This window comes from Cytophagaceae bacterium (assembly GCA_016722655.1).
Taxonomy (GTDB): domain Bacteria; phylum Bacteroidota; class Bacteroidia; order Cytophagales; family Spirosomataceae; genus Leadbetterella.
The window spans coordinates 3,423,316-3,444,923 of the sequence record JADKIR010000004.1; the positions used below are offsets into that span (position 1 = coordinate 3,423,316).

Here is a 21,608-nt window from a genome sequence, read left to right on the forward strand (position 1 = left end):
AAATTATTACATTAGCATTATACCCTGTAAAAACCAGAAATGTCAACAAATTATCTTTTACTTATCATATTTGGATATTTCCTGATACTAATGATTGTATCAAGGATAACCTCGCGAAAATCTAAGGCTAATACTTTTTTTGATGGTGACCATAAATCTCCCTGGCTTTTAGTAGCATTTGGGATGATTGGAAGTGGAATTTCGGCTGTATCCCTCGTATCGATTCCCGGAAATGTTGGGAATGAAAACCTTTACTATTTTCAATTTATTTTAGGAACTATTCTAGGGTATTTATTTATAGCTTTTATATTGATACCCATATTTTTCAAACAAAAACTCGTTTCGATTTATACTTATCTGCAAAACCGCTTCGGTGAAGTCACCTACAAAACCGGAGCTTCGTTTTTTATGGTTTCACAGTCGTTTGGTGCCGCATTACGTTTGTTATTGTCTGTAAAAATCCTTCAGAAAGCATTTTTTGACCAATTAAATATTCCGCCGGCATTAACAATTTTATTGGTTTTGGTCATGATTTGGCTTTATACCAATCAATCAGGCATAAAAACCATTGTTTGGACCGACGCATTACAATCTTTGTTTTTGATTTCGGTAATCGTGATCTCGATTTTTTCCATTGTAAAAGCTTTGGATACAGGGGAAAAGAGTATTTTGAATGCTATTATCGCAGATCCTAAATTCAAATTTTTTGATTTTGACCTTAATTCCGGCACCAATTTTTTCAAGCAATTTATTTCCGGATTTTTGATCACGGTGGCATTGGTTGGTTTGGATCAAAGCATGATGCAAAAAACACTAACAGTAAACAATGCAACTGATGCCAAACGCAATGTGCTCACTTTCAGTTTTTTTATTGCTTCTGCTCAAACACTATTTTTGTTTCTGGGAGTATTACTTTACATGTTTGCTACTCAAAAAGGCCTTCAATTGCCATCAGAAGGTGGGAAGTTTACCAGTCCTGATGAATTGTTTCCAACACTGACGATGAATTATTTTGGAAGCATAGGAGTGATTGCTTTTTTTATTGGAGTGGTGGCTTCAACTTTCGCCAGTATTGACAGTTGCATAGCTGCACTTACAACAAGCCTGAGTTATGACTTCTTCGATTTTGAGAAAAAATCAGATGCTTCAAAAAAGAAACTGAAAAACACCGTTTTGATTGCTGTTAACCTGGTTATGTATTTGATTGTTCTTTCATTTTGGAACTCAGAAGGATCTATCATTAACTCAATATTTAAAGTGGCAGGATATACCTACGGACCGCTTTTGGGTATTTTTCTGATTGGATTATTTACGAAGATCAAATTCAATGAAAAGTTCGTGCCTTATATGGCTATTACAGCTCCGGTTTTAACTTTTGGGTTAAATTATTGGCTTGAAAGTCAGGGTTTTAGTCTTGGTTTTTTGAACATTTTGATTAATGCTATTTTTACAATAATATTATTATGGATAATAAAGAAATAGTTTTTTTGCCAGAAACCCGTCAGGAGATTTTTGACAAATGTGCGGCCATGATGGTGGCCACGGATCCCTGGATTACACTCGGAATGGATAAAGAACGCTGTTTGAAGGCTTTTGAGGGTGAATGCAAAGAGATCTTTTCGGTTTGGAAAAGTGGTAAAATTGCAGGATTTGTAATTTTACAGATGTGCGGTACGTTTCGTGGTTATATTCAGACACTTCTCGTGGCGGAAGAATATCGCGGTCAAGGTATTGCAAACCAAATTCTAAAGTTCTGTGAGAACCATATTCATAAGATTTCGCCCAATGTGTTTATGTGTGTTTCATCTTTTAATACACATGCCCGAAAAGTTTATGAAAAGTATGGATTTGAGGAAATTGGGGTGCTTAAAGACTTCATAAAACCTGGTTTTGATGAAATATTACTTTGGAAAAGGTAAAAAAAAGTCTCTTCCATTGCCAATCGGGAGATTTAATTATATTAATAATGTAAATTATTGGCTTAAATACAGTTACTTATCATAGCTAAAGCCAGATCCATCCCAATAAACCTTTCTGGTGTTTTGGTCAACAATAGTAAAATTAGTGGCAGTAATAGTAACACCATTTCTACCGGCTACTACTATGACATCCAAAGATTCATAGGAATTTTTTATTGTTCCGCCAGTTTGAAGTTTGGTCCTTTGGATTTCTTTCGATCGCTTTTCTCCGGGAGCCAACTTATTATTTGGCCCTATAGTTTCTCCATTTGTATAAAGGTGAACGTCTTCTTTAGAATCATTTACCATTGTGAGCATAAAGGTAGGACTAACCATTTCTTCGCACCTTTCATCACATCCAAAAATATTGAAAAGGAAAAAAACCGACAATATAACTTTTGCTGAAAAAAGTCTTACTTTCATAATTTTAAAATAAAACAAATTTTAAGTAAATTATACAAAATAAAAATGATGATTATCAGTCAATTAAAAATATTAAATGCACGGGATATAATTTTAGTTTAGGAGATAAACTTGAAAAAATCACCAAAGAAAATACTCTTCTTATTGATAAAAATCAAGTGGTATCGATATTGAAATTAATCCAAAAAATTATGTAATTTTCGGAGAAATCGAGAGAAATCTAAATTAACAAAGACCAAATAATAAATGACAACTGCTATAGTATTAATCAATGCCGAACGGCAAAAAATAAGTAAAGTTGGCGACCAACTGGCTGCCATTCATGGGGTTACAGAAGTTTTTTCGGTGAGTGGGAGATACGATTTAGTGGCTCTGATCAGGCTGAAAAATCATGATGACCTGGCAGAGCTAATGACCGGCAAAATCACGGAAATAGAAGGCATCACCCGCACAGAATCCATGGTGGCTTTCCGGGTGCTTTCAAAACATGACCTGGAAGGGATGTTTGATTTGGGGAGTTGAAAACGTTACAAGACCGGTAAATATTAAAGTTGAAGAACAAATATTTTTGGCCATAACTTACCCGTTACCAATAATTGATTTTTGCCCGAATCAAAAGCAATTCCGTTCATTTCCATTGACCCTGCGTATTGATTTTTAGCTCGAGATGCAAGTTCTCCCAAATCGGCTTTTGCAACGATCTGGCCATTTGCCGGGTCTATTTTTACAATAGTGTTTGTCATCCAAATATTGGCAAAAATAAAACCGTTTACCCATTCTGGTTCATTGATTTTGTCAATCGCATATCCATTTTCTTTCACTGCCAATTTTTTGATTACACTCAGACTCTCAGGATCGAGAAAGGTTATTTCATAAGTGCCATCTGTCATTATAAGCGATTTACCATCAGTAGTTAACCCCCAACCTTCAGTGTTTGCATAAGTGAATTCTTTAATTTTTTTCAAAGTTTTGAGATCATATACAAAACCTTTCTGGTTTTTGTAAGTGAGCTGATAGATATTATTATTCAGGATACAAATTCCCTCTCCAAAATATACTTTTTTTTCCAGCTCAACTTTGATATTTACTTTACCCGTTTCACGGTTTACAGTTCCAAACATCGACTTTGCCAAAGGTATTTCTTCGGGGCCACCACCACTTTCCCAAAGCTCACCATTATGAATTAAAAATCCTTCTGTAAATGAAGTGGTATCATGTGGAAAATCTCCAACTATTTGGTAGGCAATGTTTTGAGAGGAAGGAGTATCGGTTTCAGTTTGGGATTCATTTTTTGTGAAATCACAGCGGATAATAAAGCTACTGAAAACCAGTAAGTAAGCGTAAGAGGAATAAGACATTTTTTCTGATATTAACGTTGTATTTTTCATTATTATTTTTGCTTCAGGCAAAACAACCATAAAAGTTTATTTCTGCCCAAAATGCAAAATTCCGAATCATAGGCTAAAATGAAAATTTATTTATTAAGCACCTGAAATTTGTCTTATTCAGTTTGTAATCCAACTTTTCTAAAGCCAAAAATTATGCAACAATACCTATTCAATTGATTACTTTTCTTATTCAATGTAAATTAAAAGCCTCTCTTTCAATATTTTGAAAAAGTATTTTGTGCTGTTTTCTAAAAATACTTTGTAAAATTGATTTGATGGGAAACATTGACTTAATCGAGATTTTTTCTTCAATTATGGCGAACTCATCTTCAGGTGTTATGGAAAATTTTAATTTAATCTTTGTTAATTTCATCACAATTGCATTCATTTCCACGGTTTTTTCTACGGAATTTTGATCAATAGACACTGGATATGTGAAATTTAAAGGAAGAAATCCAAACTTTAAAGTTTCATGAATTAAATACTCTGCATCACCAATTTTGTCAATTTTTGTAATAACAGGATGAACCAGGACAAATTTTGTCATATCAGTCAGATAATCATATACTAATTTTGGTGATTTATCAATCTTAAATTTCAATATCATGAATTACTTTAGTTTGCACTTTTAGAAAAGCCTAATTTTCTTGACTAATTCAACAACCATTTGCTTAAAATATCTTTTGCAAACTGACTTAAAGCTGAGCTTTTGCCATCTTTTTTGTTTACCTGTACAGTTACGGTTTCTGCCTTTGCTGTGAGGATTTCATTCTGAAAAAGCATCTGAAAAATAACAATAGAACTATTTCCTATTTTTGTGATCCCGGTGCCAATATCAATTTGTCCCGGCCATTTGATTTCGTGAATGAAATCCAGTTTTAGTGAAGCAATTACAAAGCTAGAATCCTCCATGGCAATCGGAATTCCCGAATTGTAAAGTATTTCTACTCTACCGGTTTCTAAAAAAGTTGAAAAAACAGCATTGTTGACATGACCCTGGCTGTCAGTATCAGAATATCTGAGTTTGTCAAAAGTAACTAATGGAAAATCATTCAGTTCAAATTTTATCATCATTCAGGCTTTTTATTCCAAAATTAACTAAAAAGGTTTGGATTTTCTTGAATTCGCTAAATGTTGATTATTCTATATGAGATTCAATTTTATGCGATTTTTAATTATTTAAATGAAGGAATTATTTAGAAATATTTTGAAAACGAATTTTCAAGACACAAAAATATCTTACCTCAACCCCTTCTTAATCAATTTCAAAGCCCAATCATAGTGGCTCGAGGTGGCACCTATAAAGTAGGCTCCTAACGAGGTAGTGCCGGTCCACCGGTATCTTTTCTTTTCAAATAGCTCCTCGTTGCTGTGTTTTTCTATAAGTGCAGTTATGTTCACATGCGATGCAATGAGTTTCTCCTTTACCTCTTCCAGAACCGAAGCTTGAAAGTCTTCCCAAATCTTGCGGTTGAGCAGGGGAGTGGTCTTCCAGGTATAGCCTGGGGCGGGTATTTCAGGCTTTTGGCCGCTCATGCCTACGGTGTACCAGTCGATCATCATGAGGTGCCAATGATGCAAATGAGCCAAAACATCTCTAATATTTCGGTTCATAGTTCCTGGTAAAAACTCTCGTTCTGGATTTTCGGTGCTTTCAACCAAAGCCATTAGCTTTTTGAAATTCCCTTCGCTTTGATTTAGGAGTTCGATTTTTGAAGTAGGCCGTGCCATTATTTATCTAAGCTTTTTGTCTTTTCTAAAAATACTGAGAATTCTCTCGTCATTACGTTTGTCGGGGATGGTTTCACCTTCAATTTGACCTGGATAACCCTTTTTTATTATTATTTTGTTATCCTCCATCATTACAGGGTCAATGGTAATCCAGGAACAGGATGCCGAAGAATATGAAGGCCAGAAATAACCGGTATAAATGAGTTCATCGTTGGCTTTAATGGCAAATGGAAGCCCATAAACTGAAGGATGAAGATTTTTTACAGTTTCTGCCGCATTTTCGGACAATTGAAAAGTATAGGTTTCATTGTCGTACAAGAGCAGGTCTTCATATTTGATAATAGGTTCTTTCTCAGTTTTAGCCGAATTCTCATCAATGCGGCAGCTTTGGTTTATGGTGGAATATTTATCAAGCAGATAAAAGTCCACGGTGCCGTTTTGACCGATATTGATTTTTTGGCAAGAATGAGATAATCCTGCAAATAAAAAAATATGAAAATATAAAATAAGAGTTTTCATTTATTTATTGTCAGTCAATAAATCAATTAATGTAAAAAAATAGAGAAAAAAACCGTATCAGAAGGACAAAGCAATTTATTAATATAATCTTATTAATTATATGGCACCAAATTTAATATTTTAACATATTTTGATTTCATATAATTGTTTAAGAATCTTTGATTCATTTAATTATTACCTACCTTATTTTTTTTTGTAATAAAGATAAATCTCAATCTTTGAATTATCCGTGGCTTGGTATTTTGATAACCATTTTTCTTCAATTAATCCCTCATAAGAAGGTAAATACTGTTTGACATAAAGTTTAGCATCCTGAATGAATGCCTGACATTCTTTTCCTTTCACAGTCCATATCATATATTTTGATGCCGGATCAAGATTTGGATTATTATAATATTTTACCGGAATTCCGCCTCCTTTTGCAGACATGTCCATATCAAATTTATCGACAGCCCAAGTATAGGTTCTTTTTATATTAAAACTCTTTAAGTCGTTGGTCGCAGGGTCAAATGCAATCTGAAAAGGATTGCCACCCATAGAACCAGTTACATTTCCATTAGATTCTTTTAGATTATCTTCTAAATAGAAATTAAAATCAAGGTTTTGGACTTTTACGCCTTTCCAGGTCTTTTCAAATCCTTCCGGTACTTTACCACTATAAATATAACTAGCATCAAATTCGCCTAAGATATAGATATGTCCCCATTTTATTTCAAAATCTGATTTTACAATTGAGCTACTGTATATATCCAAACCAGCGACACTGAAAAACGCACTAATTTCGGCTATATTGAGATCTTTAAGTTTTCCTTCAAATTTGTTGTCTTTAGCTTCAATTTTTTCAATAATGTTAAGTTTTTTATCGAGAATATTTATTGTTCCATTGTAAACTATCGGAAGGGTATATTCAGCGTCTTTTGTGTGGTTTACGGTTCCTTTAAAAGTTCCATCGCTTTTGAACTCGGTGATTACCAATTTAATATCCGGTATAAAAAGCCGGATTGCATTTTTGCCACCCTCCATGGCTGCCGGAATGAGCTTAGTGGCCATTGATTCTACTGTAGGTTTATCAATAAATACATCACTTACATTCGAAACTATTCCTATCCACCAAGGTTGTGAACAAAGTTTGATTCCATTTTTTTCGAAATGGGTGCCGATATACATTGATTTGTCAATTTTAGGGCTAGGATATTTTTTACCGCTTTTTGATTTTGAAACAACAGTATAACCCTGAGAGTCATTGCCTTCGATGGTTTGACCACTAAAGAAATTGGTATTTGTATAGACAGCCAAAGTATGAGCCAATTCCCTTATAGTGGTGGCTTTGTTTAAATTAGCAGTCAAAGTGGCATCGGCTTGTAATTTTGACCATTTAGCAAAATACCCAAACCCAGGTTTTTTTTCGTTTTCTGCTATATAATCCATATATTCTTCAAATGTGTCCGGGTCGCCAAAACTTTTGCTGTCACCCAATGGAGCAGGGTGGGCATCATCTCTCACGTGGGCGGGTGTGGCATTGTCTGCTACCATGTGCATGGTTTCTCCGAGGCACCTCCATGCTTTGGCCATTAGTTCTTTCTTTTTTGAAAGATCTGTTGCACCGAAAGCATCTTTTAAGGCTATTTTTCCCTGAACCCAATTGTATTCATGGTCGGCATTTGCTACGGCCCACTCCACGCCATCGATTTTTGGCAAATCATAAATACCATAAGCAGACTGGACATAACCCAAAATACCCCTCGATTGATCTGTAAGATGCCTGGATCCAGCAGGTTGAGTAGGATCATAAAAATGTCTCAGTGAATTCATCACTTCGGGTTCATCGGCATAAACTCCTCCCTGGATGATCCAGTTTTTGACCGATAATTCCATTTTACCTTCAGAAATTGAAGTCTTACCGCCAGATGTAATTCCTGTGCCTTTAACCGTTTCGTTTAAATCGAAATAAAAGTTTTTTAGTTTTTCAATTTTCTTATAATTGGTACCTTCGGTAAAGGCATTCAGCATATTTTCATTAATAACCGGGTGACCATAATGGTTACCAAAACTGCTAAGTACCTGCCACATCAATATATAAAGCAGACTACCAAGAGTCAGGGCTAAGGTGTTTTTCAGGTTTTTCATAATCTCATCAGTTTCCAGGTTCCACTATCATTACGGCTAAAAGCTACACTTACGGTCTTTTCTTTGAAAGTAAAACTGTACTCGGCGTATATTGGAGTGGCAAATTCCAGTTTCCGGGTTTTGTAGGCAGCACCAAAATCTTTCAGATAGGGTTTAAGCTTTGGAATTACGTTATTTAACCTTTCAGCGGCATCAGGGCTGAGCATAGATTGTACCTCGGCCACATCTTCACCCAAAAGTGCGGTTTCAAGTTCAGAAGTACTTTTGTTAAGACCTTTGGTATCAATTTCAATTTTTTCGGTTATTGGAGCTGGTTCTGCGTCAACGGGTTCTTTACAGCCAATCGGTAATAAAAAATGTAAAATACCAGTAAAAAGAAAGCCGAAGAAGACTGTCCGAAGAAAATTTCCCTTTTTCATAAAATCAATGGCTTTTTGGTGATGAAGAATCACAATTCCGATGATTTAAAAAACCATTTTTGGAAGAATAACTATAGGAAACTTCCAGAAATTTATTATTTCAACAGAATCCGATTCATCTCGTAATTAAATATTAAAGGTCGGATTTTACAACTGCAAAAGTCATAAAGAAATATGCTAAAGGTCAGGAAATCAGACTTTAAAAAACTAGGTTTCCGAAAAAGAGAATAAGATATTCAAATCTTAATTCTTTGATTTATCTCCCACCAAAATCAAAACACATAGTATGGCCGAAACGAGTGTTAAGGGCGTAAAAAAGTATTTCTCAAAGGCAGTTTGGGCAAAAAGATTGCCGATGGTATTGACAAAAAACAATAAAGCATAAAAACCAATAATCCAATTCAGAATCTTTTCTGAAATTTTATGTTTAATGTAACCAGCTTTCAACAAAAATATCAAAATATTTATCACCAATATAGTCATTGAAACTGACTCAAATACACGCATTTCCTGCACAGAGTGTAACTTTCCTGCCCAAACAATGTTGTAGGGGATAACTTCTGTTAGCACAAGAATATGGAAAACCATCACTCCCGAAAGTAGTCCCAGCATGATGTTCAGGGCTTGTTTTTGAGAGATTAGTTTCATGAAGGCATCAGAGTTTTTAATTGTGTAAATTTATGATAAACAGGGATTTAATGTATATTATTGCAATTATTTATTTCTCAAAACCGAATAAATTCTTCGGTGTGTTTTTCAGAATGTTTTGAATAAAATTAAACTAAATTACATCGCAGCCTCAATCCATTTATTTACAATGATTTGCAGGTTTTCTTTTTCTTTTATTATGGTCTCAATATTCTTAAAATTGGCCACTGCACGGTCGTTTTCTTTCCAGTCAAGCAGACCTGAAGTATCTTCTATTAATCTACCGGCGGGCTGAGCGATTTTTTTGGCACCCCGATGAAATATCAGCTGGAGTTGTTTAGGGGGATTTATCCGCATCGAAATTCTGTCTTGTTCCTCAAAACAGTAATTTGGTCCATTCCATTTGATGTTTTCACTTATTTCAGAATTCGAACCCAATATTATTTCTCTGAGCATTTCAATGTTTTCTCTCAAAGGATGACTTTGACCGTCAAGAAAGTTGGTTACTTCGGGGTTAAACCTGTTTTTCATAAGATATAGTAAATTTTAAAATAGTATTTCAATTCAATATTAATGGAAATACAAACAAAAAGCTTCCTAAAATAAAAATTATTGTCAAAACATGAACCATGAAGTGTTTACTTCTGAGAAAAATAAATTGGTTTATCGTCCTTAAAATCCAGAATATAGAATTTCCCACTAAAAACCATTTTCCAATTGCTGTATTTAGAAGTTCATCTGGAAATGCAAAACAAATTATCGCTGTAAATAAGAAAAAATAGATGATTTGAATATTCAGAATTTGAATGATTGCCTTATTTTCAAACCTTAATTTTTTCAAATCCTGATTCCAATGAAATATCTTCCAGAATCCGGTATGGAAAATCGCAAAACCGATATTATAAATTCCACAGATAAATATTATTTTTTCCATATTTAAATGTTTTTTTTGATAATAATGAATCAAGTAAATTATAATCAGTGTTTTATTTGATAAAATTTAGTGCAGCAGCGTGCCTTTCTTTTATGTATTTATCCAGGTCAATTACCGACTGGTCGAAACTTTGACTATTTGGAATCGAGCCATATGGAGGCTTCTCGATTTCATTAGAGGTAAAATGAGGGGCAAGTACACCTTTGTGTTTATTGAGATAGTCGGTCATTAAAGCGGGTGTAAAAGTTTTCTCCACAAACTCTTTTACAGAAGACTTATAAAAAGCAAAATATTCGGGGTCATCAATCAGATATCTGATGAGCGGCCATTGTCCTCCAACTTCATTCATTTCAAAAGTAAGGGCAGTGCGATTGAGCCCACCTTTCATTTGAAACGATAAATTTAGATCGTAGGGCACCCATTGAAGAACCCCGTCAATATTTACCAAAAAGAAATTGTGTGTAAGCTGCCCATAACTATCCCAATTGCCAACTGTGTTGTTAACTGCCAAATACTTTAGAAAAGCTTTAACATTAAAAATATCTTCCAGTTGTTTTTTCCAAATAGCCCGTTCACCGATTCTTGATGAGTGATGAATAGCTGATATCAAGGATTTTATGTCAGAGTAATCAGCAGGAATTTTATTATTTTGTTTTTCAAACTGGGAGGACACAAATGTTTGAAGATTTGATTCCGGTTTATATACGTTTCCAACTTTTTTTCCGGTTTGGGTTTCAACCATATGTTCTTCTACGGTTTCAATAGCCTGGTACATACCACAATATTTTTTTCCCTGACCGAAATCTATAAATATTTTGTAATAAGCTACCTGACAAGCCAATACTCCTGCTTTCCGATATAAATTGGTCAGCAGTTTTTCTTTCATAAATGAATTATCTCCATAACTGGGCACCAATGCCAGCTCTTTGAAGCCATAAAATCGCTGATTTTTTGTTTCGGGATATTTATCTTCAAATTCATCAAACTGAAGTTTGAAAGGCAATTTATATACACCGTTCCTCCAAATTGCACTTAGCGAAGCATTTCCTTTTAATCGGAATCCAACTTTTTCCCATGTAAAATTATCCTGACTTACGCTGGCTTCTACATAGATGGGGTCGCCAGGTACCGCATCAAGACTTAAATTGGCAGGTGGAGGCACCGCACCGGGAATAGTCGTTGGGCTTCCAAACTTTCGGGCAGTTCGATATTCCATGTCTCTTTGAATTTTGTCCCAATTTGCTTGACCAAGGTTGATTGTCAGATTTCTGACCTGATCTTCAGGGTAAACCCAGGAATAATCGGGTTTGTCACCAAACGCCTTTAAAGTTGCCGGATCCATTGGCTTTTCACAAGCAAAAATGAAAAGTAACAGCACCGCCAAAGCGAGCCTAGAACGCATAATTGTTTAATTTTATAGAAGCTTCCTTTCGAAGGAGAGCGGTTGAAAAAAATTTGATTCCGGCAGCACCGGAATGGTTAACAAAGTTAAGTTTTTTAAAGCATTTTAAGCATTTCTATGTAGATTTGTTCTCATTTAAATTTATTCAATCATGAAATATTTATTAAGTTTTGCACTGCTGATCTGCAGTGTGGGGGCTTTTGCCCAAAATCCCATTGATGGAAACTGGAAAGGAACCCGGGAAACACCAAACGGTACTTTCGAAATCAATTACACCTTTAAGGTAGAAGGTGAAAAACTTACCGGAACATGGAAAACGAGGTTTGGTGAAACTACCCTGGAAAATGGAAAAGTGGATGGAAAGAAATTTTCCTTCACAATATCATTCAATGATATGACCATAAATAATACCGGCGAACTTATTTCAGATAATGAAATTATGGTTAAAAATGAAAGAGGTGAAACTAAGCTTACAAAAGTTGTTAAAACAGAATAATTGATTTTTATAAAATTTTAAAAACCTCTGAATATCAATTTATTTGGAGGTTTTTTTTATTTGGCATTGATCGAATTTCGAAATCTTCAGTAGGTCGAAACTTGAAAATAATAAGATCTTAACAGAATTGTTTATTTATACCTGAACATCCAGGTCCGGTAGAATTGTGGAAAGCTTTGCATTGTTGCATTTTCAACAAATAAGCAGCAAGCGGCTGGTTTTTTCTTTTGGAGCACGGTGGACACAAGGCGGAACTCTAAGTTCCGGATGATCTATCGCCAATCGCCAAAGATTACCTAAGCCTAAGCTAAGAGGTTCAGCCTCAGGAGTGGCCTGATAATGCAGATCAAAGAAATTTTCTGTTAAATAAGACTCAAAATCTTCCACATCGCCCCCGAATTGTTTTAATAATTCTTCACGAATTTCAGGAATCAATATTTTCTGAACTGCCTGAGAATTTGGAATGATTTCGCTCGGATCACCATAGTAAGTGCATAAAAAGGTATCGGTGGGTAGGGGAGAGCGGTCCACATGGTATGAATATACGTCGGTCGGGAATATGGAATTTTCCTCATCCTGCTCATAGCATTGAATCAGATTCAGCACCGGATCAGCACCAAACTCACTTAATAATTTCAGATCATTTATTATTATTTCGCGGGCTATTTCACCTTCTTTACTCAATTCCAGCTCCTGAAGGTATTCAGCATCAATGACCGTGATATTATCTACGATTTTTACTTTCTTTACAATTTCCGAAAAATCTCCACTCAACTTTCGTTCCCAGCAAATTGCATTTTTTTCTCCTTCATAGATTGTATTTATCAGATCCTGGAAATTGTCAACAGTGAGTATTTGATTTTCGGTATTTGATTCCACTAGATAATTACAATTAAAATATTTTTAATTTCTTTCAGTATTCAAAAAATTTAAATAATCAAATTATTGTTTACTTGCTTCAAATAAAACCTTCCTTTTCCGGCATTCAAGATCATCCACAGTATATACTTTTAAGTCTTCAAAACGAAATGTGGCCTTTCCAATTACCGCTCCGTCAAGGTCAATGTTAATGATTGAAAAATAATCTTCATCACACCATTCGATAAATCCAAAATAGACCTCATCATCGTCGAGTTCAAACTTTATAATGAAATCTTTATCACCGATGAAGCTTTCAAACAAACTGGTAAAGTTATTCTTAAACTCGTTTTTACTTTTTAAATGAAAAGTTTGGGTCAGGATTTCCTTTTGGCGTTTAATCAATAATTCTATCCCGTTTAAATATGCCGTATCGGTTTCAACAAACTTAATATCTGATAGGCTGAGTGTGACAATACCATCGGCTGTGCCAAATTTGGAGAAGTGTTGCAAAATCACAAACTCATCGGTGTATTCCAGTACATATCCGCAATTAAAACCTTCATAGGTTCCATAAAAATTTAACCCTATTATTTTATTTTCTTTCTTTGATTTTTCTAGAATGTCGAGTATCATCGGTTAATTTTAAAAATGTATAAACTTTCTGGGGTAGTATTTTATTGTATTTAATTTTTCCCTGCACCAAAAATAGGTAATAAAGGTATTTTAAATTTGCTGGAAAGGTAAAACAGTTTAAAAATATTTTAAAAAAACTCAGGCATTTTGGTAGATAGAAATCCAGTTGCCGTCAGGGTCTGAGATATATCCAAAATAATTCCCCGCTTCACTTTTGGCCGGAGGCTTAATTATTTTTACACTTTCTTTATTCAAGTATTCAAAAAGCCCGAAAATGTCATCGGTTTTTAGTCCAATTTCGAAGGGATGTCCGGAAACCTCAACCGGCAAGCCATGAGATTGCAAGCCTTTAAATGAACTTATGCCTATCACCGATTCTCTTATTTTATATTCAATATGTTCAGGTTCACCTATTTTGGGAAAACGGTAACATGTTTCCAAGCCCAGAATTTCACCATAAAAATGAGCAGAAGCCTGAATATCTGAACAATAAACTACAACCAGTGATTTTAGGAATGTTGGCATGAATAATTTTTTACTTCATTTTAGTTCTGAAAGGATTAACTTTTTCTGTTTGAGGGTATTTTTCATTGCCTTTTCTCTAACTTTTGGATTATCACTGTTAATAAGGTCATAATATTCTTCAGGAACCACTTGCCACGATAAACCATATTTGTCTTTACACCATCCACAAGAACTTTCTTCCCCACCGTTTGTGGTCAAAGCATTCCAGTAATAATCTACTTCTGCCTGGTCTTTGCAATTAATCACAAAAGAAACCGACTCATTGAATTTGAAAAATGGACCCGCAGCAAAAATATTGAATTCTACGCCATTAATTTCCATAATTGCAGTTTCAAAGTCTCCTCCTCCAGCTTCCGGTGGATTTTTATATTTACGTAGTTCTTTCAGTTTGCCATCTTTGAATATAGAAAGGTAATAATCAACCACTTCTTTAGCGTCTTTGGTCTCAACCCAGAGTGAAGGAGTTATTTTTTGCTTAATAGAGACAGACTTTTTTGGCTCGTTTTGATCGGAAGTTGATTCGGTTTTATTGTTTTTGTCGGCATTCTCTTCTGAATTTCCACAGGCCATAAGATTGGCAACGACCAATGCAGTCAAAAAATGAATTATTTTCTTTTTCATAGTTTTAAATTTTTTTTGATAGTCTAAAATTTAAAAGAAAATAGATGTTTTAAGAGAAATTATTAAATTAGAAGGCAAAATAATATTATTTCTGAAGAATAGAAAATTTGAAACCAGTCTGTAAGTCTGATTGAGCCACAGCCGACAAACAACGTGTTCCTTCTACCGGAGCAAATGTGGCTTAATGTCGTGATTCGGAACGTACAGATAGTTTATTGCACTTTTTAAAAATGCAATTTGGTGGATCGTTGTTATTTCTTGCTTTTCCTACAATTGCTATTTATTTCCCTAATTCTCTATAATTCCTTGATGGTCAACAAAGCAAAAATAGGAATACATATCAAAGTCTAACAACCGTCTTTGCGAGGTAAATGTTTATAAATTATTTTACTGTCTCGCTCTATATAATCGCCCGCTACTATTGGATAGGCATACTTGGGTGCATGGGACACGTTTCGGCTTCTGATTATGATATTGTCGTCAACTTTTAAGCTATGCAATTGCTGGAATTCATTGGATTTTAACGGTCCAAAACTAAGAATAAAATCGTCACCCTTAATCCTGACCATCATTCCGAAACCAACACGTGAGCCTGGAGGAAGCGAAAGAGAAGTAATAACGCCCTCCATACTGGTACTATCCATTAATGACTTCCTTATTTTGGCTTCACTGGCATAAACCTTTTGACCTGCGGGTGAAGCTTCCCATTTTTTGAACAAAATACCATCCGGGGTAGCCTCCCATTTTTTCCTGGAAGCTTTTATTTCTTCAGCTGTGGGAGGCTTTGAGATTGTCTTTTTTGGAGTTACTTTTTTAAATTCACGATTCGCAAATACCAGTCCGACTACTACAATCAGCGGTAAAATCAGCATGTAAATAGTCTTTTTCATACTTTTAATATTTTTAATTGATATTTTTCTCAAGAATATTTCTTTACTAAAAACTTTAATAATGTTCCTTTCAACCTGAAAGTAAAAATTCAAATTTTAAAGTTTTAATTTCTCATTTTATTCTGATGCCAAACTGATAAGTTACCCTGTCTTTGAGGCTTTTCCATGTTCAAAACTATCCTTTGAATTCCGAAATGTAGTAAATCAAATGTAAAATAATGTAAATATGGATTGCCAACACCGCAATACATAAGGAGGTGAGGCAGATTAGTTATTATGGCTTTGGATTAGTCAGATTGTTTTTTCAATGTGTTCAGAATGGAGTCAGGTAAAAACTAATTTGATAAAATGAATTTCACAGGGATTCTTTTTCTGCAGGTATATCCCTCCATTCGCTTATCCGAAGGTAATATCCTTCCTATAGGTGGATTCAAATCACAATAAATAATTTAGTTTCTTTAAGAATTAGCAATATTGGTGGCTTGTCTCGCAACTAATTTCCATTCCTTTTTTTCTTTTACCCAAATATTTGTAAAACGTCTTACAATTTTTTGTTCTATTCCCAAAGCATCTTTTTGTGGTTGAGAAATTTCTTTACCCATCACTATAGCTAGGTTTTTAGAAAATGTGACACTCTCGATTATCCTTTGGTAGGCAGGGAACTTCTGGCCATTGCGTATAAAACCAATAATGTCATTACCGGTAATGATTTTACCAGCCGGATTGTTAACTATATAATCTTTCGACCAAACTTTTGATAATGCAGTCGTGTCTGATTTGTCTAATAATTCAGCCCAGTAATTTTCTAATTGTCTGATCTCCAATTCTGATTTTGATTGTCCAAAACTAAAAGTTGAAAAAAATATTAGAGAAATAATGAATAGTATTTGTTTCATTTTTAAAGTTAAATTTAATTTCTTTTTTGAAGGTCTTTATATTGTTTGTTTTGGTTTTCCAGCTGGCATATATAGGCTTGGCAAAGATGGGGGAATTTAAGTGCAAATGCTCATTTTAACATAAATGTTCAATAAAATCAAGTAGCTCAAAAATATTAATAATATCCCGCTTTTGCAAAACCGCTATGGGTGACTTTATTTTTTTTTAATTTCTTTTTCAATTATGTATTCAAAATTTTCAAAATCATCTTAGAAACTGTTTTAGATGATAACCCATTTTTTATTATAATTTTAACCCAAATTTTAAGGATTTGCCAGATATAAAAAAGAAGCCTTTCCAATAAAAGAAAGGCTTCACATTTAGAAGGTTATATTTATAGTTTGGTATTGCTTATAAAGGCTACATACCTTCCGTCAGGCGACCAGGAAGGGGTGTTTATCGAACCCTGGCCTCCATAGAAATAGGCAATCGTTTGGGGTACACCACCACTAACCGGCATAATTTTTAAAGTTACTTTTTTGTAAAACGGATGACTTGCAGGGTCTATTTCTTTCGGAAAAGCAATATATATCAGCTGCTTTCCATCAGGTGAAATATGCGGAAACCAGTCGTTGTATTTATCAAAAGTAACCTGCTCCTGATTGCTGCCGTCGGGCTTCATCCTGTAAATTTTCATGGTACCGGTTCTTACTGAGTTAAAATATATATATTTACCATCGGGAGTATATTCCGGTCCGTCATCCAGGGTAGGTGTTTTGGTCAATTGCGTTTCTATTTTTGTGGCTATATCTATAGACCAAATATCCTGCTGACCGTTGCGATCACCCATGTAAATCAGGCGTTTACCATCTGGTGACCAGCTGTGAAACCATGAATGTCCCCAGGTCGGGTCAGTTATTTGTTTGGCTTCTCCTTTTCCATCAAGGGCCATGGTATATATTGTTGACCTACGGGGATTACCCAAATATGAGCTCAATCCTATCATTTTTCCATCGAAAGACAGCACGTGGTCGTTATTATTGACCACAGCATTACCTGTATTTAAGATTTCTTCTTTACCTGTGGCCAGGGTAAACTTCAACATTTTACCGTCGCTATTGTTATAATAAAGATATTTACCGTCTTTTGACCAGTTTGGAGCCTGTATGGAGTTGGGCACGGAATGTATAATTTTTCGTAAACCGGTTTTTACATCCAAAATTTCAATTTGGCTACCCAAATAATCTTTATAGGGTGTATAGTCATCAGAAGCAGGTATGGTGATGCGTACATTTGAAAAAATAGCTTTCTCAACTACTTTTTCGTTGTGTGAGCATAGAAAAAGACCTGCAAATACCTCATCGTTAAGATTTATTTCTTTTGTAACCGTTTTAAAGCTTTCGCCTTGGGTGGCTGCCGAAAAAAAGAATTTATTGCCTTTTCGCTGAAACTCGATATGGCTGGGGTGATAGGTCGAAAGCTCCACTTGATTGGTTTCGGCTTCAGTGGCCTCACGATATTGAAGAGAAGTGAGCACATCGCCATGTACACAAGCGTCGGCATAGGCAGCGTTAGGGTCAAGACTGTTTCGTGCGATAATGCCGATTTTACGATGCGGGTCTGTTCCGGCCCCGATAAACTTAATTGTAGCCGAAATAATAAAATCGCCTTTTAATTTTTTCCAAAGAAAATTATGCTGGTCGGTTCTACCCCACATGTTGATACCGGCTCCGGAAAGGGTATATTCCTGGGTGTCTGAATTATAGGATACATCACCTTTTATAGCGGGTTTTCCTATGTCTGTTCGTTCGTCAAAAAGACCGATTTTACCGGGTAATTGGCCAAAGGCCGTGCTGAAAGCAACAAAAATAAAAATAATTGTTAGTGATTTCATCTTGATTTGATTGGTTGAATAAATAAATCAAAATTAACGATTATAAATAAGGGAAATGAGAAAATCTAAATAAAATTCTGAATTAAAATCTTCAACAAAAACTAATGATGTTTTGCTATGTTTCTAAGCACCCTGGTATTCCCGGCGAATTGATAATAAGGATTTTACTGGAATTTGTTTTATGGGGTTGAAACAATCAATTCGCCGATAAGAGTGAAATATCTATAGATCGCAGATTAGGCTTTAGGCTATCCAATCTACTCATCTTCATTCATTATGACTTATCGCGTCTGCTGGCATTAAAGCCAGGTTTTCAAATCCTTTTTTATCTAGCTTCGGGATGTCCTGACGGAACATCCCGAAGAGCTGACTTGTCAGTCAATGGTTCTTTGTCCACAGATATAGGATGAATAAACTTATACAATATCAAACAGAGTCCTCCAGTCAGGAATGTTGCAACAATGTCCCACGGATCTATTGTCTTTCCTAGTAATGGATGAGCAATTTCATATAAAGCTACACTTATTGTTAAAGTCTTAATTAAAGATAGTTGTTGTGCTCTTCCTTGTCCAATCAATCCGATAAAAACAAAAATTGTGGCAATCGTGCCTAATGTGTTACCTAGCGTGTCGGCCAAATGAAAGTCATTGATATTATTTCTATAAATGTACGGACGATAAATGGGTCTTGCTACAAATTCGAGAATCAGTATTGAGGTTAGTCCAATTGTCAGGTTTATTATTCTTTCTCTTGTAAATCTCCAACCAGTTACTCCGTCTTTTAGATCTTTAATTGTCATTTCAATATTTTATTTGCAAAATGAATATTCGTAAGTCATTGCATGAAGTTTGCCCCGAAGTATGAACTCATGGAGCCCAACGGTTTTCGGCTTGGCGATGTGGCGGATTTTTAGCACAAAAGTTCAATAGAATTGCTGCTGTTGAACCTTGCACAAATGTTTCATAGAAGCACTTCAACCACCATATTGCCAAACCGATGTTGAACTAAACCTTCGGTAGTTTTTGGCATGGTATTGATTGATATACAAGATTTAAACCAACTAAATTTTGTAATTATGACACCAAAAAAAACTTGTCCCGTCAAAGCGGGAAGCCCGAAGAGCTAAGGCAAAATACCCTTATAGCTCAAGCAGACAATGAAATTAAGGGATTCAGAGAGTTGAACCAAAAGTTTGAGAAAAAACTTTCGATACTTGGTCTAAGTCGGAGTACTTATCTCAATTATATCAGGCACTTAGCTAAATTGTCCCTTCATTTTAAATGCTTACCAACCGAACTTGACGAAGACCAACTGACAGACTATCTAAATCTGGTACAACAAGAACATAACACACCCTCTGAAAGCTATTTTAAATTTACAATTTACGGGCTGAGGCTGCTCTTCAAAATTGAAGGCATCAAGCCGATAGACATGGGCTTGCCGAGCATAAAGAAAGACAAGAAGTTGCCTGTAGTGCTGAGCAAAGAAGAAATGTGGAGACTGCTACAAGCACCTGATTTACTGAAACATAAGATACTGATAGGGCTACTTTACGGCTGCGGTTTACGTTGTTTTGAGTCTCGTAATGTTCGGCTCAGAGACTTAGATTTTGACCGAAAAATGCTTCATGTTTACCAAGGCAAAGGAAAGAAAGACAGATATGTGCCATTGAGCGAGCATCTGATCAGAGGCTTGAAGAAATACATCTCAGCTGAAAAACCTGAAGATTGGCTATTTAATGGTCAGCCACTTGAGAATCGAAAAGGGGGAGATTTTGACTCCAGATATTCACAAAAAGGGGTTCAATGGGCAGTGGCTCAAGCAGCCAAAAAAGCAGACATAAGCAAACACGTAAACGTACACACGCTCAGACATACCTATGCTACTCATTTGCTCGAAGATGGTACTGATATCGTAACCCTGAAAGGATTGCTGGGTCACGAAAGCATAGAGACCACAATGATTTATCTGCATGTAGCCCAAAGTGGCAGAGTAAAGCCTTTTAGTCCATTGGACACACTGTTTGCTGCATGTCAACCCAAAAGGTAGAAGCCTGCACTGAGCGAAGTCGAAGTGTAGCTGATGTACTCAATCAACTGGGCGAAAATATTGAGCATATTGGTTTAAATACTTGGCAGTTACGCACCCTATCAGCCATAAAGCGTTGCCGTACAGCAGCCTTGGGTGGTCATATTGATGCTTGTGATAGCTGTGGCAATATCAGCATCAGTTACAACTCGTGTAGGAACCGCCACTGCCCTAAATGCCAAGGTGAAAAGCGAGAAGAATGGATACAGGCAAGAGAAGCCGAGTTATTGCCAGTGCCTTATTTTCATGTTGTTTTCACTTTGCCCAGTGAGCTAAATTCTTTGGTTATGCATGAGCCCAGAGTGTTGTATGACGCCCTTTTTGCGGCAACATGGCAGACAGTGGCAGTTTTTGCGAAGGACGAAAAACATCTTAATGCACAGGCCGGAATGATAGCGGTGTTACACACGTGGGGACAGAATCTGAGTCTTCATCCGCACCTGCATTGCATAGTGCCGGGTGGTGGGGTTGATGCCAAAGGACGCTGGCGAAAAGCACGATTGAAAGGTAAATTCCTGTTTCCTGTAAAAGCCATGAGTGTGGTATTCAGGGCAAAATATCTGTCTGAACTCAGACACAGACTAAAAGAAAAAGTACCCCAAACACTGCTTAACGAACTCTATAAAAAATCGTGGGTGGTGTATGCCAAGCGTCCGTTTGGTAGCCCGAAATTGGTAGTGGAATATCTGGGCAGATACACGCACAAGGTGGCAATTAGCAATCACCGCATCAAAAGTGTGGATGGCAAGACTGTTACTTTTACTTATAAAGACTACAAAACTGGTGCTCAGGTAAAGGAAATGACGCTTAGTCTTGAGGAATTTACCAGAAGATTTAGCCAGCATATCTTGCCCAGAGGCTTTGTACGCATACGTCACTATGGCATATTAAGCAGTACTTGGAAGCGATCCAGACTACCAGAATTGCAGCAAAAACTTGGACAAAAGCAAACCGAAGCCAAAGGGAAAACTCAAAGAGTAAGACCCTGTAAATGTTGCAAAACGGGTAGTTTGCGAACGATACTGAGCTTTGATCAGCGAGGGCCACCAGAGTTTTATAAGGACCTGTGGTATAAGTTAATCCAACCAGTTCTAGCATGAGCGTGGGTAGGGGAAGGTATGTTCTAGAAGTTAAGAATTAGCTAGAAAAGGTAATAGAAACATCAAATACACACA

25 protein-coding genes are annotated in these 21,608 nt (G+C 35.8%); 6 read left to right on the forward strand and 19 right to left on the reverse strand.

Annotated features, from left to right (window positions below; all coding sequences use genetic code 11):
• Positions 1-39: 39 nt before the first annotated feature.
• A complete protein-coding gene (locus tag IPP61_15510) occupies positions 40-1,482 on the forward strand; it encodes a sodium:solute symporter (protein MBL0326564.1) in 1,443 nt (480 codons plus the stop codon).
• Complete coding sequence (locus tag IPP61_15515) at positions 1,464-1,919, forward strand: GNAT family N-acetyltransferase (protein ID MBL0326565.1); 456 nt, start codon at positions 1,464-1,466, stop codon at positions 1,917-1,919. The genes IPP61_15510 and IPP61_15515 overlap by 19 nt, the downstream gene beginning before the upstream one ends.
• A 72-nt stretch (positions 1,920-1,991) precedes the next feature.
• Here IPP61_15515 and IPP61_15520 read toward each other — a convergent pair whose 3' ends face one another.
• Positions 1,992-2,381 (reverse strand): hypothetical protein, encoded by a 390-nt coding sequence (locus tag IPP61_15520; protein MBL0326566.1) that lies wholly within the window; start codon positions 2,379-2,381, stop codon positions 1,992-1,994.
• A 246-nt stretch (positions 2,382-2,627) separates the two neighbouring features.
• Here IPP61_15520 and IPP61_15525 point away from each other — a divergent pair, with 246 nt between their 5' ends.
• A complete protein-coding gene (locus IPP61_15525) occupies positions 2,628-2,903 on the forward strand; it encodes an Lrp/AsnC ligand binding domain-containing protein (protein ID MBL0326567.1) in 276 nt (91 codons plus the stop codon).
• A 23-nt stretch (positions 2,904-2,926) separates the two neighbouring features.
• Here the strand turns inward: IPP61_15525 and IPP61_15530 are convergent, their stop codons facing one another.
• The 10 genes from IPP61_15530 to IPP61_15575 form a co-directional block, all read right to left on the reverse strand.
• A complete protein-coding gene (locus IPP61_15530) occupies positions 2,927-3,769 on the reverse strand; it encodes a glutaminyl-peptide cyclotransferase (GenBank protein MBL0326568.1) in 843 nt (280 codons plus the stop codon).
• A gap of 190 nt (positions 3,770-3,959) precedes the next feature.
• Positions 3,960-4,370: an SRPBCC family protein gene (locus tag IPP61_15535; protein MBL0326569.1), complete on the reverse strand. Its 411-nt coding sequence runs from the start codon at positions 4,368-4,370 to the stop codon at positions 3,960-3,962.
• Positions 4,371-4,420: 50 nt separating this feature from the next.
• Positions 4,421-4,840 (reverse strand): acyl-CoA thioesterase, encoded by a 420-nt coding sequence (locus IPP61_15540; GenBank protein MBL0326570.1) that lies wholly within the window; start codon positions 4,838-4,840, stop codon positions 4,421-4,423.
• Positions 4,841-5,008: 168 nt separating this feature from the next.
• Complete coding sequence (locus IPP61_15545) at positions 5,009-5,500, reverse strand: ClbS/DfsB family four-helix bundle protein (protein MBL0326571.1); 492 nt, start codon at positions 5,498-5,500, stop codon at positions 5,009-5,011.
• A 3-nt stretch (positions 5,501-5,503) separates the two neighbouring features.
• On the reverse strand, positions 5,504-6,019 hold the full coding sequence (locus IPP61_15550) for a hypothetical protein (GenBank protein MBL0326572.1): 516 nt from the start codon (positions 6,017-6,019) through the stop codon (positions 5,504-5,506).
• 183 nt (positions 6,020-6,202) lie between these two features.
• Positions 6,203-8,146 (reverse strand): hypothetical protein, encoded by a 1,944-nt coding sequence (locus tag IPP61_15555; protein ID MBL0326573.1) that lies wholly within the window; start codon positions 8,144-8,146, stop codon positions 6,203-6,205.
• The gene (locus IPP61_15560) at positions 8,143-8,565 is read right to left on the reverse strand and encodes a hypothetical protein (protein ID MBL0326574.1); all 423 of its coding nucleotides are present in this window, start codon (positions 8,563-8,565) and stop codon (positions 8,143-8,145) included. Before IPP61_15560 ends, IPP61_15555 begins: the two co-directional genes overlap by 4 nt.
• A gap of 243 nt (positions 8,566-8,808) precedes the next feature.
• Positions 8,809-9,213 (reverse strand): hypothetical protein, encoded by a 405-nt coding sequence (locus tag IPP61_15565; GenBank protein ID MBL0326575.1) that lies wholly within the window; start codon positions 9,211-9,213, stop codon positions 8,809-8,811.
• A 138-nt stretch (positions 9,214-9,351) separates the two neighbouring features.
• The gene (locus IPP61_15570) at positions 9,352-9,744 is read right to left on the reverse strand and encodes a DUF1801 domain-containing protein (protein ID MBL0326576.1); all 393 of its coding nucleotides are present in this window, start codon (positions 9,742-9,744) and stop codon (positions 9,352-9,354) included.
• Between the two features lie 455 nt (positions 9,745-10,199).
• On the reverse strand, positions 10,200-11,549 hold the full coding sequence (locus IPP61_15575) for a CotH kinase family protein (protein MBL0326577.1): 1,350 nt from the start codon (positions 11,547-11,549) through the stop codon (positions 10,200-10,202).
• 151 nt (positions 11,550-11,700) lie between these two features.
• Between IPP61_15575 and IPP61_15580 the strand changes: the two genes are divergently transcribed.
• Positions 11,701-12,045, forward strand: coding sequence for a hypothetical protein (locus IPP61_15580; protein MBL0326578.1), 345 nt, complete (start codon positions 11,701-11,703; stop codon positions 12,043-12,045).
• A gap of 192 nt (positions 12,046-12,237) precedes the next feature.
• On the opposite strand, the gene IPP61_15585 is transcribed toward IPP61_15580, so the two are convergent.
• From IPP61_15585 to IPP61_15620, 8 genes are all read right to left on the reverse strand, one after another.
• Positions 12,238-12,924, reverse strand: a complete 687-nt coding sequence (locus IPP61_15585; protein ID MBL0326579.1) for a hypothetical protein — start codon at positions 12,922-12,924, stop codon at positions 12,238-12,240.
• 63 nt (positions 12,925-12,987) lie between these two features.
• Positions 12,988-13,539 (reverse strand): hypothetical protein, encoded by a 552-nt coding sequence (locus IPP61_15590; GenBank protein MBL0326580.1) that lies wholly within the window; start codon positions 13,537-13,539, stop codon positions 12,988-12,990.
• A gap of 138 nt (positions 13,540-13,677) precedes the next feature.
• Positions 13,678-14,064 (reverse strand): VOC family protein, encoded by a 387-nt coding sequence (locus IPP61_15595; GenBank protein MBL0326581.1) that lies wholly within the window; start codon positions 14,062-14,064, stop codon positions 13,678-13,680.
• Between the two features lie 15 nt (positions 14,065-14,079).
• Positions 14,080-14,685 (reverse strand): VOC family protein, encoded by a 606-nt coding sequence (locus tag IPP61_15600; protein ID MBL0326582.1) that lies wholly within the window; start codon positions 14,683-14,685, stop codon positions 14,080-14,082.
• A 347-nt stretch (positions 14,686-15,032) separates the two neighbouring features.
• Positions 15,033-15,575, reverse strand: a complete 543-nt coding sequence (locus tag IPP61_15605; GenBank protein ID MBL0326583.1) for a hypothetical protein — start codon at positions 15,573-15,575, stop codon at positions 15,033-15,035.
• 458 nt (positions 15,576-16,033) lie between these two features.
• Positions 16,034-16,471, reverse strand: coding sequence for a nuclear transport factor 2 family protein (locus IPP61_15610; protein ID MBL0326584.1), 438 nt, complete (start codon positions 16,469-16,471; stop codon positions 16,034-16,036).
• 374 nt (positions 16,472-16,845) lie between these two features.
• Entirely contained in the window at positions 16,846-18,345 is a 1,500-nt protein-coding gene (locus IPP61_15615) for a TolB family protein (GenBank protein ID MBL0326585.1), read from the reverse strand.
• Positions 18,346-18,670: 325 nt separating this feature from the next.
• A complete protein-coding gene (locus IPP61_15620) occupies positions 18,671-19,144 on the reverse strand; it encodes a hypothetical protein (GenBank protein MBL0326586.1) in 474 nt (157 codons plus the stop codon).
• A gap of 341 nt (positions 19,145-19,485) precedes the next feature.
• Here IPP61_15620 and IPP61_15625 point away from each other — a divergent pair, with 341 nt between their 5' ends.
• Positions 19,486-20,394, forward strand: coding sequence for a tyrosine-type recombinase/integrase (locus IPP61_15625; protein ID MBL0326587.1), 909 nt, complete (start codon positions 19,486-19,488; stop codon positions 20,392-20,394).
• On the forward strand, positions 20,376-21,533 hold the full coding sequence (locus tag IPP61_15630) for an IS91 family transposase (GenBank protein MBL0326588.1): 1,158 nt from the start codon (positions 20,376-20,378) through the stop codon (positions 21,531-21,533). The genes IPP61_15625 and IPP61_15630 overlap by 19 nt, the downstream gene beginning before the upstream one ends.
• Positions 21,534-21,608 lie beyond the last annotated feature (75 nt).

Coding starts and splice junctions, on each gene's coding strand:
- IPP61_15530 (MBL0326568.1), bottom strand. CDS start 3,769: ATGAAAAATACAACGTTAATATCAGAAAAAATGTCTTATTCCTCTTAC.
- IPP61_15570 (MBL0326576.1), bottom strand. CDS start 9,744: ATGAAAAACAGGTTTAACCCCGAAGTAACCAACTTTCTTGACGGTCAA.
- IPP61_15590 (MBL0326580.1), bottom strand. CDS start 13,539: ATGATACTCGACATTCTAGAAAAATCAAAGAAAGAAAATAAAATAATA.
- IPP61_15515 (MBL0326565.1), top strand. CDS start 1,464: ATGGATAATAAAGAAATAGTTTTTTTGCCAGAAACCCGTCAGGAGATT.
- IPP61_15620 (MBL0326586.1), bottom strand. CDS start 19,144: ATGACAATTAAAGATCTAAAAGACGGAGTAACTGGTTGGAGATTTACA.
- IPP61_15510 (MBL0326564.1), top strand. CDS start 40: ATGTCAACAAATTATCTTTTACTTATCATATTTGGATATTTCCTGATA.
- IPP61_15580 (MBL0326578.1), top strand. CDS start 11,701: ATGAAATATTTATTAAGTTTTGCACTGCTGATCTGCAGTGTGGGGGCT.
- IPP61_15560 (MBL0326574.1), bottom strand. CDS start 8,565: ATGAAAAAGGGAAATTTTCTTCGGACAGTCTTCTTCGGCTTTCTTTTT.
- IPP61_15575 (MBL0326577.1), bottom strand. CDS start 11,549: ATGCGTTCTAGGCTCGCTTTGGCGGTGCTGTTACTTTTCATTTTTGCT.
- IPP61_15520 (MBL0326566.1), bottom strand. CDS start 2,381: ATGAAAGTAAGACTTTTTTCAGCAAAAGTTATATTGTCGGTTTTTTTC.
- IPP61_15545 (MBL0326571.1), bottom strand. CDS start 5,500: ATGGCACGGCCTACTTCAAAAATCGAACTCCTAAATCAAAGCGAAGGG.
- IPP61_15615 (MBL0326585.1), bottom strand. CDS start 18,345: ATGAAATCACTAACAATTATTTTTATTTTTGTTGCTTTCAGCACGGCC.
- IPP61_15540 (MBL0326570.1), bottom strand. CDS start 4,840: ATGATAAAATTTGAACTGAATGATTTTCCATTAGTTACTTTTGACAAA.
- IPP61_15550 (MBL0326572.1), bottom strand. CDS start 6,019: ATGAAAACTCTTATTTTATATTTTCATATTTTTTTATTTGCAGGATTA.
- IPP61_15525 (MBL0326567.1), top strand. CDS start 2,628: ATGACAACTGCTATAGTATTAATCAATGCCGAACGGCAAAAAATAAGT.
- IPP61_15565 (MBL0326575.1), bottom strand. CDS start 9,213: ATGAAACTAATCTCTCAAAAACAAGCCCTGAACATCATGCTGGGACTA.
- IPP61_15595 (MBL0326581.1), bottom strand. CDS start 14,064: ATGCCAACATTCCTAAAATCACTGGTTGTAGTTTATTGTTCAGATATT.
- IPP61_15555 (MBL0326573.1), bottom strand. CDS start 8,146: ATGAAAAACCTGAAAAACACCTTAGCCCTGACTCTTGGTAGTCTGCTT.
- IPP61_15610 (MBL0326584.1), bottom strand. CDS start 16,471: ATGAAACAAATACTATTCATTATTTCTCTAATATTTTTTTCAACTTTT.
- IPP61_15600 (MBL0326582.1), bottom strand. CDS start 14,685: ATGAAAAAGAAAATAATTCATTTTTTGACTGCATTGGTCGTTGCCAAT.
- IPP61_15605 (MBL0326583.1), bottom strand. CDS start 15,575: ATGAAAAAGACTATTTACATGCTGATTTTACCGCTGATTGTAGTAGTC.
- IPP61_15630 (MBL0326588.1), top strand. CDS start 20,376: ATGTCAACCCAAAAGGTAGAAGCCTGCACTGAGCGAAGTCGAAGTGTA.